Annotated in this window: 16 protein-coding genes, 5 tRNA genes and 2 pseudogenes; 7 read left to right on the top strand and 16 right to left on the bottom strand. The window is 70.4% G+C overall.

The window, feature by feature from the left end; all coding sequences use genetic code 11:
* Window positions 1-39: 39 nt before the first annotated feature.
* The gene (gene rpmB / locus ACPT94_RS24550) at window positions 40-225 is read left to right on the top strand and encodes a 50S ribosomal protein L28 (protein ID WP_003993230.1); all 186 of its coding nucleotides are present in this window, start codon (window positions 40-42) and stop codon (window positions 223-225) included.
* Window positions 226-382: 157 nt separating this feature from the next.
* On the opposite strand, the gene thiD is transcribed toward rpmB, so the two are convergent.
* Entirely contained in the window at window positions 383-1,210 is an 828-nt protein-coding gene (gene thiD, locus ACPT94_RS24545) for a bifunctional hydroxymethylpyrimidine kinase/phosphomethylpyrimidine kinase (RefSeq protein ID WP_425246824.1), read from the bottom strand.
* A complete protein-coding gene (locus ACPT94_RS24540; protein ID WP_360343732.1) occupies window positions 1,207-2,172 on the bottom strand; it encodes a thiamine-phosphate kinase in 966 nt (321 codons plus the stop codon). The genes thiD and ACPT94_RS24540 overlap by 4 nt, the downstream gene beginning before the upstream one ends.
* 206 nt (window positions 2,173-2,378) lie before the next feature.
* Between ACPT94_RS24540 and ACPT94_RS24535 the strand changes: the two genes are divergently transcribed.
* Together ACPT94_RS24535 and ACPT94_RS24530 are read left to right on the top strand one after the other, a co-directional pair.
* Entirely contained in the window at window positions 2,379-2,612 is a 234-nt protein-coding gene (locus ACPT94_RS24535; protein WP_037677600.1) for an Lrp/AsnC family transcriptional regulator, read from the top strand.
* A 20-nt stretch (window positions 2,613-2,632) separates the two neighbouring features.
* Complete coding sequence (locus tag ACPT94_RS24530; RefSeq protein ID WP_360343728.1) at window positions 2,633-3,133, top strand: DUF3515 domain-containing protein; 501 nt, start codon at window positions 2,633-2,635, stop codon at window positions 3,131-3,133.
* 212 nt (window positions 3,134-3,345) lie between these two features.
* Here ACPT94_RS24530 and ACPT94_RS24525 read toward each other — a convergent pair whose 3' ends face one another.
* The 3 genes from ACPT94_RS24525 to ACPT94_RS24515 are packed head-to-tail and all read right to left on the bottom strand — an operon-like array spanning window position 3,346 to window position 6,351.
* The gene (locus tag ACPT94_RS24525; protein ID WP_360343725.1) at window positions 3,346-4,503 is read right to left on the bottom strand and encodes a D-alanine--D-alanine ligase family protein; all 1,158 of its coding nucleotides are present in this window, start codon (window positions 4,501-4,503) and stop codon (window positions 3,346-3,348) included.
* A 58-nt stretch (window positions 4,504-4,561) separates the two neighbouring features.
* Window positions 4,562-5,572: an NAD(P)H-dependent glycerol-3-phosphate dehydrogenase gene (locus ACPT94_RS24520; RefSeq protein WP_360343722.1), complete on the bottom strand. Its 1,011-nt coding sequence runs from the start codon at window positions 5,570-5,572 to the stop codon at window positions 4,562-4,564.
* Entirely contained in the window at window positions 5,569-6,351 is a 783-nt protein-coding gene (locus tag ACPT94_RS24515) for a lysophospholipid acyltransferase family protein (RefSeq protein ID WP_360343719.1), read from the bottom strand. Before ACPT94_RS24515 ends, ACPT94_RS24520 begins: the two co-directional genes overlap by 4 nt.
* A gap of 165 nt (window positions 6,352-6,516) precedes the next feature.
* Between ACPT94_RS24515 and cofC the strand changes: the two genes are divergently transcribed.
* Window positions 6,517-7,155, top strand: a complete 639-nt coding sequence (gene cofC, locus ACPT94_RS24510; protein ID WP_360343716.1) for a 2-phospho-L-lactate guanylyltransferase — start codon at window positions 6,517-6,519, stop codon at window positions 7,153-7,155.
* Window positions 7,156-7,165: 10 nt separating this feature from the next.
* Window positions 7,166-7,369 carry a hypothetical protein gene (locus ACPT94_RS24505; RefSeq protein ID WP_360343713.1) on the top strand — a complete coding sequence of 68 codons (204 nt, stop codon included), beginning with the start codon at window positions 7,166-7,168 and terminating at the stop codon, window positions 7,367-7,369.
* 85 nt (window positions 7,370-7,454) lie between these two features.
* On the opposite strand, the gene ACPT94_RS24500 is transcribed toward ACPT94_RS24505, so the two are convergent.
* From ACPT94_RS24500 to leuC, 4 genes are all read right to left on the bottom strand, one after another.
* Window positions 7,455-8,117, bottom strand: a complete 663-nt coding sequence (locus tag ACPT94_RS24500; RefSeq protein ID WP_360343710.1) for an HU family DNA-binding protein — start codon at window positions 8,115-8,117, stop codon at window positions 7,455-7,457.
* Between the two features lie 137 nt (window positions 8,118-8,254).
* Window positions 8,255-8,485 carry an SCO5555 family protein gene (locus ACPT94_RS24495; RefSeq protein WP_360343707.1) on the bottom strand — a complete coding sequence of 77 codons (231 nt, stop codon included), beginning with the start codon at window positions 8,483-8,485 and terminating at the stop codon, window positions 8,255-8,257.
* Window positions 8,486-8,779: 294 nt separating this feature from the next.
* Window positions 8,780-9,373 carry a 3-isopropylmalate dehydratase small subunit gene (leuD, locus tag ACPT94_RS24490; RefSeq protein WP_360343704.1) on the bottom strand — a complete coding sequence of 198 codons (594 nt, stop codon included), beginning with the start codon at window positions 9,371-9,373 and terminating at the stop codon, window positions 8,780-8,782.
* A 6-nt stretch (window positions 9,374-9,379) separates the two neighbouring features.
* The gene (leuC, locus tag ACPT94_RS24485; RefSeq protein ID WP_360343701.1) at window positions 9,380-10,810 is read right to left on the bottom strand and encodes a 3-isopropylmalate dehydratase large subunit; all 1,431 of its coding nucleotides are present in this window, start codon (window positions 10,808-10,810) and stop codon (window positions 9,380-9,382) included.
* A gap of 201 nt (window positions 10,811-11,011) precedes the next feature.
* Here leuC and ndgR point away from each other — a divergent pair, with 201 nt between their 5' ends.
* Window positions 11,012-11,728, top strand: a complete 717-nt coding sequence (gene ndgR / locus ACPT94_RS24480; RefSeq protein ID WP_015036427.1) for an IclR family transcriptional regulator NdgR — start codon at window positions 11,012-11,014, stop codon at window positions 11,726-11,728.
* Window positions 11,729-11,819: 91 nt separating this feature from the next.
* Here ndgR and ACPT94_RS24475 read toward each other — a convergent pair.
* Window positions 11,820-12,214, bottom strand: a pseudogene (locus ACPT94_RS24475) (monooxygenase family protein); the annotation flags it as partial.
* On the opposite strand from ACPT94_RS24475, the pseudogene ACPT94_RS24470 reads away from it, so the two are divergent.
* A pseudogene (locus tag ACPT94_RS24470) lies at window positions 12,214-12,606 on the top strand (MerR family transcriptional regulator); the annotation flags it as partial. The pseudogenes ACPT94_RS24475 and ACPT94_RS24470 sit on opposite strands and share 1 nt — an antisense overlap.
* A gap of 51 nt (window positions 12,607-12,657) precedes the next feature.
* Here ACPT94_RS24470 and ACPT94_RS24465 read toward each other — a convergent pair.
* From ACPT94_RS24465 to ACPT94_RS24440, 6 genes are all read right to left on the bottom strand, one after another.
* A tRNA-Glu gene (locus ACPT94_RS24465) sits at window positions 12,658-12,730 on the bottom strand.
* A gap of 28 nt (window positions 12,731-12,758) precedes the next feature.
* Window positions 12,759-12,830 (bottom strand) — tRNA-Gln (locus ACPT94_RS24460).
* Window positions 12,831-12,849: 19 nt separating this feature from the next.
* A tRNA-Glu gene (locus ACPT94_RS24455) sits at window positions 12,850-12,922 on the bottom strand.
* 29 nt (window positions 12,923-12,951) lie between these two features.
* Window positions 12,952-13,024 (bottom strand) — tRNA-Glu (locus ACPT94_RS24450).
* Between the two features lie 39 nt (window positions 13,025-13,063).
* Window positions 13,064-13,135 (bottom strand) — tRNA-Gln (locus tag ACPT94_RS24445).
* A 92-nt stretch (window positions 13,136-13,227) separates the two neighbouring features.
* On the bottom strand, window positions 13,228-13,959 hold the full coding sequence (locus ACPT94_RS24440; RefSeq protein ID WP_360343697.1) for an HAD family hydrolase: 732 nt from the start codon (window positions 13,957-13,959) through the stop codon (window positions 13,228-13,230).
* Between the last annotated feature and the right edge of the window lie 147 nt (window positions 13,960-14,106).

Below are 14,106 nucleotides of genomic sequence, written 5' to 3'. Positions count from 1 at the left end.
GATCAACCGTAAGTGCATCTGAAGTCTTTGGAGTGACCCGTGGCTGCCAACTGCGACGTCTGCGGCAAGGGGCCGGGCTTCGGCAACAACATCTCGCACTCGCACCGCCGTACGTCCCGCCGCTGGAACCCGAACATCCAGCGTGTGCGTACCGTGGTCGGCGGGACGCCGAAGCGCGTGAACGCTTGCACCTCGTGCATCAAGGCCGGCAAGGTCTCGCGCTGACGCACATCCCCCACCTCTCGAGTTCGCTCGAGGCGGGGGGACCCCCATCGCGCGCGGCCACTGCTGGTTCGCTGCAGAAAGCCGGTCCATCTCGGTGGACCGGCTCTTTGCTGTGCCCCGGAGTGAGCGCCGGGTGTTCAAGCGACCGCTTGAACGATCACGCAGACGACGGCCCAGGCGTCCAAGCGCCGCCTCGCCCCGCCCCGAGCCCCCATCCGTGATCCACCGGCCCGATCCCCCCGCCCAGCGCGAACCCGGCCGCGATGGCCCCCGTGACGTACGCCTTGGCCGCCGCCACCGCCTCCGGCACGGACCGCCCCTTCGCGAGGTGTGACGCGATCGCCGAGGCGAGGGTGCAGCCCGTGCCGTGCGTGTGCCGGTTGTCGTGCCGGGGTGCGTGCAGCCAGTGCTCCTCAGACCCGTCGGTGAGCAAGTCGACGGCGTCACCGGGGAGATGACCGCCCTTGACGAGCACCCAGCGCGGCCCGTGGGCCAGCACGGCCGCCGCCGCCTCCCGGAGCTGTTCCTCGGACTCGACGTGGACACCCGTGAGTTGGGCCACCTCGTCGAGGTTCGGGGTGGCGACGGTGGCCACCGGCAGCAGCTTGGTGCGTACCGAGTCCAGTGCCGAGGACGCCAGCAGCGGGTCCCCGTGCTTGGAGACACCCACGGGGTCGACGACGACCGGCACGTCCGTACCGGCGATCAACTCGGCGACGGTTTCGACGAGTTCGGCGGACGCCAGCATCCCGGTCTTCACGGCCTGGACGCCGATGTCGTCGACGACACTGCGGTACTGCGCCCGCACCGCCTCCACGGGCAGCTCCCAAGCGCCCTGCACGCCAAGGGAGTTCTGAGCCGTGACGGCCGTGACGACACTCATGCCGTGCACGCCGAGCGCGAGCATCGTCTTCAGATCGGCCTGAATGCCCGCGCCCCCACCGGAGTCGGAGCCGGCCACGGTCAGCGCCCTCGGCAGACTCATGACTCGATGTCCCCGAAGTGGTCCCAGCCGCCCTTGCTGGTCCAGGGCGCCCCGTCGACCGTCACCTGGGGCAGGGCGGACGGGTTGAGGACCTCGCCGATCACCTTCCAGCGGGCCGGCAGCTTCACGTCCGGCGGGAAGGTCGCCACGATCGCGTGGTCCTCTCCCCCGGTCAGCACCCACTGCATGGGGTCGACGCCGACGGCCTGGCCGATGTCGTTCATCTGCGAGGGGATGTCGATGGCGCCGGAGCGGATGTCGATGCGGACCTTGCTGGCCTCCGCGATGTGCCCGAGGTCGGCGATCAGTCCGTCGCTCACGTCGCACATCGCGGTCGCGCCGAGCGAGGCGGCCGCCGGGCCCGCGTGGTAGGGCGGTTCGGGGCGGCGGTGGGCCTCGACGAAGGCGCGGGGCGAGCGGAAGCCGCGGGAGAGGACCGCGTACCCGGCGGCGGACCAGCCCAGCCAGCCGGTCACCGCGACGAGGTCGCCGGGCTGGGCGCCGGCCCGGGTGATCGGCTCCTGGTTGCGCAGATCGCCGAGCGCGGTGATCGACACCATGATCATGTCGCCGCGTACGACATCGCCGCCGACCACCGAGGCACCGGCGACCTGGCACTCGTCGCGCAGGCCGTCCATCAGCTCGGTCGGCCAGGTCACCGGCAGTTCGGCGGGTACGACGAGGCCGAGCAGCAGGGCGGTCGGCACGGCGCCCATCGCCGCGATGTCGGCGAGGTTCTGCGCGGCGGCCTTGCGGCCCACGTCGTACGCCGTGGACCAGTCGCGGCGGAAGTGCCGGCCCTCCAGCAGGATGTCGGTGCTGGCCACGACCCGGCGGTCGGGCGCGGCGACCACCGCGGCGTCGTCGCCGGGTCCGACCCGGACCGCCGGGGTGGTGGTGAGACGGGAGGTGAGCTCCCTGATGAGCCCGAACTCCCCGAGCTCACCAACAGTGCCCTTCATCGCCCTAGCTCCCCTTCTGTCCCTGTCCGTGCCCGGTCGCGCGTCACCAGTGTCCTCGATACCGTCGAGGAGACCGTCAACTTCTTTCGTGCCTGCACCCCGGCGCGCGAGCCGTGGCCCCCGCAGGTCTCCCCGCGGCGAGCGGCGACGCGATACCGTGGCGTTCCTTTTCCCCACATGATCCTCGTGGCCGCCGTGGAGGTTCCGTGGTACAGGCGTACATCCTGATCCAGACGGAGGTCGGCAAGGCGTCGACCGTCGCCGAGACGATCAGCAAGATCCCTGGGGTCGTCCAGGCCGAGGACGTGACGGGCCCGTACGACGTCATCGTGCGGGCCCAGGCCGACACGGTCGACGACCTCGGCCGCATGGTGGTCGCCAAGGTCCAGCAGGTGGACGGGATCACCCGTACCCTGACCTGCCCGGTCGTGCATCTGTAGCCCCCGTCTACGCTTGGCCGGTGAACCCTTTCCGTCACCGGCCAATTGTTCTGCCCTCGCTGGCCCTCCTGCTGGCCGCGGCGGGCTGCTCCTCAGCAGACGGTGACGCGTCGGCGGCGGTTCCCAGCCCCGCGGCGAAAGCCGTGCAACTGTGCCGGAACCTGGACGAGGCGCTGCCGTCGAAGGTGGACGGTCTGGACCGCCGGGATCCCGAGCCCGCCTCCGCGCTGACCGCGGGCTGGGGGAACCCGGCGATCATACTGCGCTGCGGTGTGGAGCGGCCGCCGAAGATGGTGGATCCGAAGGTGGCCCAGGGCGCCGACCCGGACGCGGTCGCCGGCGGTGTGAACGGCGTCGACTGGCTGATGGAGAAGCGGGACGACGGGGGGTACCGCTTCACCACCGCCAGTCGCCGTGCCTATGTCGAGGTGACGGTGCCGAAGGGGACGGACAGTTCGTCGGTGCTGATCGACCTGGCCCCCGCCATCAAGAAGGCGATCCCCGAGGGGATCGCCGACTAGTCGCCGCGCCGGCGGGGCCGTCGTTCGCGTGCGGGTCGCGTGTGGCTGGTCGCTCCCCCGCTCTCGGCTTCTCCCCCACTCTCGGCTTCGCTCGACGAGCGGGAGGGACCCCCTGAGCGGGAAGGCCCCCCATGCGCGGGAGGGACCCCCACGCGCGGGGACCCCAGCGCGGCCGAGCCGCGTATCGATACGGCCCCGCGCCCCTCAGGCGGCTACCTGAGCCCCGTCGAACGGCGCAGGGCCGCCTGGACGAGCCGGTCCACCAGCTCCTCGTAGCTGATGCCGCTCGCCTGCCACATCGCCGGGTACATCGAGATCGGCGTGAAGCCGGGCATCGTGTTGATCTCGTTGATCACGAACTCCCCGTCCTCCGTGAGGAAGAAGTCCGCGCGGACCAGCCCCTCGCAGGACGCCGCCTCGAAGGCGTCCACCGCGAGCCTCTGCACCTCGGCGGTCTCCTCGGGCGTCAGCGGGGCCGGGACGATCCCGGGGGTGGAGTCGATGTACTTGGCCTCGAAGTCGTAGTACGCGTGCGCCTCCGGCGGCGGGATCTCGGCGGGTACGGAGGCCCTCGGCCCGTCCTCGAACTCCAGCACCCCGCACTCGATCTCGCGGCCGCGCAGCGCCGCCTCGACGAGGACCTTCGGGTCGTGCCGCTGGGCCTCGGCGATCGCCTCGTCGAGCCCCGACAGGTCGTCGACCTTGGTGATGCCGATCGACGAGCCCGCGCGCGCGGGCTTCACGAAGAGCGGCCAGCCGTGCTCGCCGGCGAAGTCGATGATCTTCTTACGGGCGGCCGGCTCGTCCTGCTGCCACTCGCGCGGCCGGATCACCACGTACGGGCCCACCTTCAGCCCGAAGGAGGTGAACACCCGCTTCATGTACTCCTTGTCCTGGCCGACGGCCGAGGCGAGCACGCCCGAGCCCACGTACGGGACGCCGGAGAGCTCCAGCAGGCCCTGGAGGGTGCCGTCCTCGCCGTAGGGGCCGTGCAGCACCGGGAAGACGACGTCGACCTCGCCGAGCGCCTTGGGCACCGATCCGGGCTCGCTGTAGACGACTTCGCGGCTCGCGGGGTCGACGGGAAGCACCACGCCGCCCTCCTGCGACTCGGCGAGCTCCTCGACGCTGGGCGTGCGGCGGTCGGTGATCGCCATGCGCTCCGGGGCGTCGGCGGTGAGCGCCCACCGGCCGTCCCGGGTGATCCCGATCGGCAGGACCTCGTACTTGGTCCGGTCGATGGCCTTGAGGACGGCGCCGGCGGTGACCACGGAGATCCCGTGTTCGGAGCTGCGGCCGCCGAACACGACGGCCACACGCGGCTTGCGAGACGGCTGCTCGGGGCTCTGGGGGAGGTTCTCGGTGCTCATATCGCGTTGAGAGTACCCGGTGGTAGGGCCCGGAGACAGCGTCGACTCGGGGGGTTGCTCAGCGTCGTTCGGGCTTCGCGCTGCGCGACATCAGCTCCTTCAACGCCACCACCGGCGGCTTGCCTTCGTGCACGATGCCGACGACCGTCTCGGTGATGGGCATGTCGACGCCGTGCCGGCGCGCCAGATCCAGTACCGACTCGCAGGACTTGACGCCCTCGGCGGTCTGCTTGGTGACCGCGATCGTCTCCTGCAGGGTCATGCCCTTGCCGAGGTTGGTGCCGAAGGTGTGGTTGCGGGACAGCGGCGAGGAGCAGGTCGCCACCAGGTCACCGAGCCCGGCGAGCCCGGAGAAGGTGAGCGGGTCGGCGCCCATGGCCAGGCCGAGCCGCGTCGTCTCGGCGAGGCCGCGGGTGATCAGCGAGCCCTTGGCGTTGTCGCCGAGCCCCATGCCGTCCGCGATGCCGACGGCGAGCCCGATGACGTTCTTCACCGCGCCGCCCAGCTCGCAGCCCACCACGTCGGTGTTGGTGTACGGGCGGAAGTACGGCGTGTGGCAGGCGGCCTGGAGGCGCTGGGCGACGGTCTCGTCGGTGCAGGCGACCACGGCCGCGGCGGGCATGCGCGAGGCGATCTCCCTCGCGAGGTTGGGCCCGGTGACGACGGCGACACGGTCCCGGCCCACCTTGGCGACGTCCTCGACGACCTCGCTCATCCGCATGGTCGTACCGAGTTCGACGCCCTTCATCAGCGAGACGAGGACGGTGTCCGGGGCGAGCAGCGGGTGCCACTCGGCGAGGTTGGCGCGCAGGGTCTGCGAGGGGATCGCGAGGACGGTGAAGTCGGCGTCGCGGGCGGCCTCGGCCGGGTCGGCGGTGGCGCGCAGGTTCTCGGGGAGTTCGACGCCGGGGAGGTAGTCGGGGTTGGTCCGCGTGGAGTTGACCGCGTCGGCGAGCTCGGCGCGGCGCGCCCAGAGCGTCACCTCGCAGCCCGCGTCGGCGAGGACCATGCCGAAGGCGGTGCCCCACGATCCGGTGCCGAAGACAGCCGCCTTGACGGGCTTGCTCACGTGCCGCTCTCCCCTTCTCGGACGGTCGACCGACCGGGCTGCGTCTGTGCCTGCGTCCGGCGCCGCTGCTCGATCCGCTCCCGGCGCGGGTCGTAGGGCGTGTCCGGCGCCTTCTCGCCGCGGATCTCCTCCAGCTGGCGGGTGATGGCGGCCATGATGACCTCCGTCGCCTCCTTCAGCAGCTCGGGAGTCATCTCCTTGTCGTAGAACCGCGCGAGGTCCACGGGCGGGCCGGCGAGGACGTGGTGGGTCTTGCGCGGAAGGAGGTTGGGTTTCTTGGCGTAGGGCGGCAGCAGTTCGTTGGCGCCCCACTGCGCGATCGGGATGACCGGGCACTTGGTCTGCAGGGCGACGCGCGCGGCACCGGTCTTGGCGGTCATGGGCCAGCCGTCGGGATCGCGGGTGAGGGTGCCCTCGGGGTAGAAGGCGACGCACTCGCCGCGCTCCACGGCGTCGATCGCGGCCCGGAAGGCGCTGAGCGCGTCCGTGCTCTCGCGGTAGACGGGGATCTGTCCGGTGCCGCGCATCGCGGCGCCCACGAATCCCTTCTTGAAAAGCCCGCTCTTCGCCAGAAATCGCGGCACTCTTCCGGTGTTGTACTGGTAGTGCGCGTATGCGAAGGGGTCGATGTGTGAATTGTGGTTCACCGCGGTGATAAATCCACCCTCGACCGGAATGTGTTCCATTCCGCGCCAGTCCCGCTTGATCAGAACCACCAGCGGCGGTTTGCAGAGGACCGCTGCGAAGCGGTACCAGAAGCCGATTCTGCGGCGGGGCACGCGGACACCTTCCTCTAGGACTTCCCTGACTTCCCTCCGGGGCCAGGGGGCCGCACAAGTGTCGCCCCGGGCCGCCGGTCTGTCGAGAACACCGTACGCCCCGATCACGCTGCCGCCGGAAGAGCCGGGTGACAATGGCGGCGACGAGAGAGGGACGGTACACCGGTGCAGTGGAGCTTGGTCATACCCCTGAAGCCCTTGGCGCTCGCCAAGAGCAGGCTCGCGGACACCGCGGCCGACGGGCTGCGCCCGGGACTCGCCCTCGCCTTCGCCCAGGACACGGTGGCGGCCGCCCTGGCCTGCCCGGCGGTACGGGATGTGGCAGTCGTCACGGACGATGTGCTGGCCGGTCGGGAGCTCGCGGCGCTGGGCGCCCGTATCGTCCCCGACGAGCCGCGCTCCGGCCTGAACGCCGCTCTCGCGCACGGAGCGGACGCCGTACGCGCCACGCGCCCCGACAGCGCGCTCGCCGCCCTGAACGCCGACCTTCCCGCCCTCCGCCCGCTGGAATTGGCCCGGGTCCTGGACGCGGCCGGGGAATTCCCTCGCGCTTTTCTCCCCGATGCGGCCGCAATCGGTACGACCCTTCTCGCGGTGGCCCCCGGCCATGAATTGCTCCCCGCTTTCGGCGCCGACTCCCGCGTCCGCCACCGTGCCTCGGGAGCCGCGGAACTCCGCCTCGACACGGTGGATTCCGTACGCCAGGACGTGGACACCGGCGAGGACCTGCGGGCGGCCCTGGCCCTGGGGGTGGGCCCCCGAACGGCCGCGGCGGCCGCGCGCCTGCTGATTCCGGGGCAGTAGGCTGCCGACCATGCAGGCCACCGCGTACACGTACGACCCCGACACCCGCAGCGGACAGGTGCTGCTGGACGACGGCACCCCGGTGCCCTTCGACGCGCCGGCGTTCGACGCGGGCGGGCTGCGGCTGCTGCGGCCGGGTCAACGGGTGCGGATCGAGACCGAGGGCGAGGGGGACGCCCGGCGCGTCACCCTCGTGACGCTGCAGACGTTCTGAACGCCGAAGATCTTCCGGACACACCGCGGGCCGGGCTCCGAGAGGGAGTCCGGCCCGGCGTGTGAGTGCCCCTGAACCCCTGTGCCTAGCGGGCAGTGGTCTTCTTGGCGGTGGTCTTGCGGGCGGTCGACTTCTTGGCGGGGGCCGTCGTGGCCGTCGCCTTCTTCGCCGGCGCCTTCTTGGCGGTGGTCTTCTTGGCCGCGGCGGTCTTGGCCGTCGTGGTCTTCTTGGCGGCCGCGGCCGTCTTCTTGGTGGTGGCCTTCTTCGCGGTCGTCTTCTTGGCGGCGGCCGTGGTCTTCTTCGCGGCAGCCGTCGTCTTCTTCGCCGGGGTGGTCTTCTTCGCGGCGGCCGTCGCCCTCTTCGAAGGGGCGGCCTTCTTCGCGGCGGCCTTCTTGACCGTCGCGGTGGCACCGCCGGACAGGCTGCCCTTGGGGGCCTTCTTGACGGCGACCTCGCCACCGCGCGGCAGCTTCTTCGAGCCGCTCACCAGGTCCTTGAAGCCCTGGCCTGCGCGGAAGCGCGGAACGGACGTCTTCTTGACCCGAACCCGCTCGCCCGTCTGGGGGTTACGGGCGTAACGCGCCGGGCGGTCGACCTTCTCGAACGAACCGAAGCCGGTGACCGAGACCCTCTCCCCCGCGACGGTCGCACGGACGATGGCGTCCAGGACCGCGTCGACCGCGTCGGCGGCCTGCTGGCGGCCGCCCAGCTTGTCGGCAATCGCTTCTACGAGCTGCGCCTTGTTCACGTCTTCCCCTTCGGAGACATCGCCAGAACGAAAGTGTTCAAGCTTTTTCGCACGTTAGGCAGATATATACCGCAAATCAAACACGAAACGGGCTAATCACCCTTGTGCCGCAACGAACTCGGCTGCTCCGGAGGCGATCAGCGGCCCTCTTCGGGCATTCGCCCCTCGTCGAGGTCCGCCATGAACCGCTCCAGTCGCCTTGCCGCATCGGCGAGATCGTGCTTGGCCGCGGCCGTAATGACCAGCAGCTTCCGGGTCAGCGCCATCCGTACGCCCTCCGGGACTTGCAGTGCGCGCACCCTTGCGTGCGCTTCCTTGAGCTGGTTCGCGACCGCCGTATAGAGCTCGAGTTGGCCGTCGTGTTCCATGCACAGATTGTGCCATCTGGGGCGAGTTGTCGCCCGCTCAGGGGGCAACTGCCGCCTCAGACAGCCTTCCGGGCACCTTCGGAAGCCGCGTCCACACAGGGCGCGTACCCCGGCAACCACCGCCTTAACGTGGGAAGTTGGGAGGAAGCGTGAGGAGCGGCGGGGCCGAACGGGCGCGGACATGGCCGTACCCCCGATCGGGCCGATCGGGGGTACGGGGGGTGTCTCGCGGTGGCCGAAACTCGACCGGTTGCCGCGCGGATCCGATACGGATCAGTCGCGGACGGACGTGGATCAGGCCTGGAGCGTCCGCGGCTTGTACGACGGGCGCTTGGCCTCGTACGCGGCGATGTCGGCCTCGTTCTGGAGGGTGATGGAGATGTCGTCCAGCCCGTTCAGCAGCCGCCAGCGGGAGTTCTCGTCCAGCTCGAAGGAGGCGGTGATGCCCTCGGCACGCACCTCACGCGCCTCAAGGTCCACAGTGACCTCAGCAGTCGCGTCCTTCTCGGTGAGCTCCCACAGCGCGTCCACGATCTTCTGCTCCAGGACCACCGTGAGCAGGCCGTTCTTCAGCGAGTTGCCGCGGAAGATGTCGGCGAAGCGGGAGGAGATCACGGCCTTGAAGCCGTAGTTCTGCAGCGCCCAGACAGCGTGCTCACGAGAGGAGCCGGTGCCGAAGTCGGGACCGGCGACCAGAACGGTCGCGCCCTGCCGCTCGGGCTGGTTGAGGATGAAGGTCTCGTCCTTGCGCCAGGCCTCGAACAGCCCGTCCTCGAAACCGTCCCGGGTCACCTTCTTGAGCCAGTGAGCGGGGATGATCTGGTCGGTGTCGACGTTGGAGCGGCGCAGCGGGACGGCCCGGCCGGTGTGCGTGGTGAATGCTTCCATGACTGATCAGACTCCAGCGGGCGTACGGGTCTCGGCGTCGGACAGGTCGGCCGGGGAGGCCAGATGGCCCAGGACCGCGGTGGCCGCCGCGACCTGCGGCGACACCAGGTGCGTACGACCGCCCTTGCCCTGCCGGCCCTCGAAGTTGCGGTTGGAGGTGGACGCGGAGCGCTCCCCCGGGGCCAGCTGGTCGGGGTTCATGCCGAGGCACATCGAGCAGCCCGCGTGCCGCCACTCGGCGCCGGCCTCCTTGAAGACGACGTCCAGGCCCTCGGAGACGGCCTGCAGACCCACGCGCGCGGAGCCGGGAACGACCAGCATCCGTACGCCGTCGGCGACTTTGCGGCCCTTGAGGAGCTCGGCGGCGGCGCGCAGGTCCTCGATACGGCCGTTGGTGCAGGAGCCTACGAAGACGGTGTCCACCTTGATGGAGCGCAGCGGCTGCCCGGCCTCCAACCCCATGTATTCCAGGGCCTTTTCGGCGGCGAGGCGCTCCGAAGCGTCTTCGTACGAAGCGGGGTCGGGGACGTCCGCCGAAAGCGGCGCGCCCTGGCCGGGGTTGGTGCCCCAGGTGACGAACGGCGACAGTTCGGCGGCCTCGATGACGACCTCGGCGTCGAACTCGGCGTCCTCGTCGGTCTTCAGCGTCTTCCAGTACGCGACGGCCGCGTCCCAGTCCTCGCCCTCGGGGGCGTGCGGGCGACCCTTGAGGTACTCGAAGGTGGTCTCGTCGGGGGCGATCATGCCCGCGCGGGCGCCGGCCTCGATCGACATGTTGCAGATGGTCATCCGGGCCTCCATCGAGAGCTTCTCGATGGCGGAGCCGCGGTACTCCAGGACGTAGCCCTGACCGCCGCCGGTGCCGATCTTCGCGATGATCGCCAGGATCAGGTCCTTGGCGGTGACGCCCTCGGGCAGTTCGCCGTTGACGGTGATGGCCATGGTCTTCGGGCGGGCCATCGGCAGGGTCTGGGTGGCCAGCACGTGCTCGACCTGGGAGGTGCCGATGCCGAACGCGAGGCCGCCGAAGGCGCCGTGCGTGGAGGTGTGCGAGTCGCCGCAGACGACGGTCATGCCGGGCTGGGTCAGACCCAGCTGCGGGCCGACGACGTGCACGACGCCCTGCTCGACGTCGCCCAGCGGGTGCAGCCGCACACCGAACTCGGCGGCGTTCTTGCGCAGCGTCTCCAGCTGGACCCGGGAGACCGGGTCGGCGATGGGCTTGTCGATGTCGAGGGTCGGGGTGTTGTGGTCCTCGGTGGCGATGGTCAGGTCGAGACGGCGCACCCGGCGGCCGCTCTTGCGGAGGCCGTCGAAGGCCTGCGGGCTCGTCACCTCGTGCAGCAGGTGCAGATCGATGAAGAGGAGGTCGGGCTCGCCCTCGGCGCGCCGGACGACGTGGTCGTCCCAGACCTTCTCCGCGAGTGTCCTACCCATCGCTTTCCCTTCGGCCGGCAAGCGTCCACCGGCCCAACTAGAGATCTTGAGGAGGCGGCCGCCGCCCGCGCCCCTTGTCCGGGCGCCCGCCGCCGGGCCCGTTTCGATCCGCGGGCCACTGTGCCTTCGTGACATCCAGGGTGGCGCGTTCCACGGAAAATTGAACTTGCGTTTCACAGAGTGAGACGTGAGTATCGTTGCATGGACAACAGTAGCGGCGTCGGCGTTCTGGACAAGGCAGCCCTTGTCCTGAGCGCCCTGGAGTCCGGTCCGGCCACCCTCGCGGGCTTGGTCGCGGCGACCGGACTGGCACGACCCACGGCCCACCGGCTGGCCGTGGCTCTGGAACACCACCGTATGGTGGCGCGCGACATGCAGGGCCGTTTCATCCTCGGCCCGCGCCTGGCAGAACTGGCCGCGGCCGCCGGCGAGGACCGTCTCCTCGCGACCGCCGGCCCGGTGCTCACCCATCTCCGTGACGTCACGGGCGAGAGCGCGCAGCTCTACCGCCGCCAGGGCGACATGCGCATCTGCGTCGCCGCGGCGGAACGCCTGTCCGGCCTTCGGGACACGGTCCCGGTCGGCTCGACGCTCACGATGAAGGCGGGCTCCTCGGCGCAGATCCTCATGGCCTGGGAGGAGCCCGAGCGCCTCCACCGCGGCCTGCAGGGCGCCCGCTTCACCGCGACGGCCCTGTCGGGCGTACGACGCCGGGGCTGGGCCCAGTCCATCGGCGAGCGGGAGCCGGGCGTCGCGTCCGTCTCCGCGCCCGTCCGCGGCCCCTCCAACCGCGTGGTGGCCGCCGTCTCGGTCTCCGGTCCCATCGAGCGCCTGACCCGTCACCCGGGCCGTATGCACGCCCAGGCGGTCATCGACGCGGCGGCCCGCCTGTCGGAGGCGCTGCGCCGCACCGGCTGACCCCCGGGGGCTTTCGGGACGTCACCGAAAGGGTGCCCGCCTCAACGCCGCGGCAGGCCCCCCTCGGTTCCCCGCCCCCCTCAGACGGTCCCCCGGCCGCCCCGGACGAGCGGTGCGCGAACCGCTGCGCTGCCCGCCGCCCCCGGTTCCCGACCGGCGGCACCCCCGTGGCCGCCGCGAGGCCGAAGGGCGGCATGTCGACGTGGATCGACTCGTACGACCCCTCGGGCACGATGTACGCCTCGTGCCGGAACCCGACGTCGCCTCGCACCTTCCCCACCCGCTCCTTACGGTCGGCGCCCCCACGCCCGATGGTGGAACATGCCGGGCGAGGCCGCGTACGCATAGAGCTTCTCCTTGGACTCCCAGTACTGGGCCAGGTAGTACGTCCGCGGTGAAGCAGTGAGCAACACGCGCCCCAGCAGCCCCCCGGTCGCCGTCCCGCGCGAGCTCCCCCAGCACGCGGAACATCGACAGCATGATCGGGGAGCCACTGGTGGGCCCTGCCGCAGGTTCCGGAGCCGGAGACGGAGGACGAGCACGTGCGGGCCGCGCGCCGTGAGGTGGAACAGCTCTTGGAGACACTGGGCTGGTCGAACGGCCAAGCCCTGATCGCCGTCTCCCCCGCCTGTCGTTCCCTGGTGGTGGCGGTGGCGACGCTCCGGCGGCTCGGCTACGACTGGGACCCCGAACTGATCGGGTCCTACGGCCGGTTGATGCACCAGGCGGCCGTCCTGGACTTCGTGGAGACCCAGCCCTCGGAGGCCGAGAAGGTCGAGACGGCGGTCGCGGGAGCCGTCTTCGTCGAGCCCATGCTCCAGGCGCTGCACCGGCTGGCGCAGGAGGAGGAGTCGGCGCGCAGATACGGCTTCGAGTGAGCCGGAAACACGAAAAGGCCCCCCACCGAAGTGGAGGGCCTTTGTCTCGCGTACCCCCGACCGGATTCGAACCGGCGCTACCGCCTTGAGAGGGCGGCGTGCTAGGCCGCTACACAACGGGGGCGTGGACTCTGCGTTTCCGCAGGTCCGAGCTGGTCTACCTGGACTCGAACCAAGACTAACTGAACCAGAATCAGTCGTGCTGCCAATTACACCATAGACCAATGTGGTTTAGACCAGTCGTACCCCCGACCGGATTCGAACCGGCGCTACCGCCTTGAGAGGGCGGCGTGCTAGGCCGCTACACAACGGGGGCCCTAGCGATCCCGAGTTGATCGAGATCAGTACCCCCGACCGGATTCGAACCGGCGCTACTGCCTTGAGAGGGCAGCGTGCTAGGCCGCTACACAACGGGGGCTTGCGGATGTGATCCGCGAGTGCAGATGAGCTCTGCGAGCTGGCCTACCTGGACTCGAACCAAGACTAACTGAACCAGAATCAGTCGTGCTGCCAATTACACCATAGGCCACTGGAACGCAAGCCCCTGAGGGGATCTTGTTCTAGCTTTGCGCCTCCGGGTTCCGGCCTCTCGGCCCGCTCCTCGGCGGCGCAGGAAGAACATTACCCGAAGGTGGACTGCGCACCAAAACGACTATCCGTGCCGAGGATCGCGGGAAGTTCGGCGAGGGTGACGATCCGGTGGCGTCCGGACGGCAGCTCGACGGTGGCCGTAGCGCCGTAGCGGTCGATCCACACGGAGAGCAGACCGGCGTCCGCGGCGCCCTGTCCGTCGATCTCCGGGTGGTCGCCGACGTACGCCACCTGGTGCGGGGGCAGAGCGAGGGCCTCGCAGGCGGCGAGGAAGGCGGCGGCCTGCGGCTTGGAGACGCCGAGCTCGGCGGCGCACAGGATGGCCTCGAAGCGGTCGTGCACACCGAGGACGCGGAGCTTGCGGTCCTGGACGTGGATGCTGGAGTTGGAGAGCACCGCGTGGCGGTGGCTGGCGGCGAGGGCGTCCAGGACGGGCAGCACGTCCGGGAAGAGGGCCCAGGCGGCCTCGTAGTGACCGATGTAACGCTGGAACCAGGCGTCGGCCTCGGCGTCGGTCATCTCCCGGTCCAGGAAGACCCGTACGCGATCGCGGCGCTGGCCCTCGAAGGTGGTCTCGCCGGCGGAGAAGCGCGCCCACTGCTGGTCGGTGACCTCCCGCCACCGGGTGAGCGCCTCCTCCGGACTGCCGTACCCGTCGAGGAGGCCTTCGGCCGCGAGGTGGCTGCGCATGCCCTCGCGGTCCGCGGTCGTGTAGTCGAAGAGGGTGTCGTCGACGTCCCAGACAACGGCTCTGATCGCCATGCCACCGACCGTAACGCGCGAGTGGGGGGCGCGTCCGGCGTTCCCGGCGGTCGGGACGGGGGTGCGGTGTGGGCCGGCACACTGATCGGTCACGGCCCGCGCGACGTACGACGCGGAGTGCCTGCCTCGTCGACGAGAGCGACGCCG

Source organism: Streptomyces aurantiaciflavus (genome assembly GCF_049808595.1).
Lineage (GTDB): Bacteria > Actinomycetota > Actinomycetes > Streptomycetales > Streptomycetaceae > Streptomyces.
Note: the sequence above shows the minus strand (reverse complement) of the source record. Positions and strands in the feature narration are given on the sequence as shown.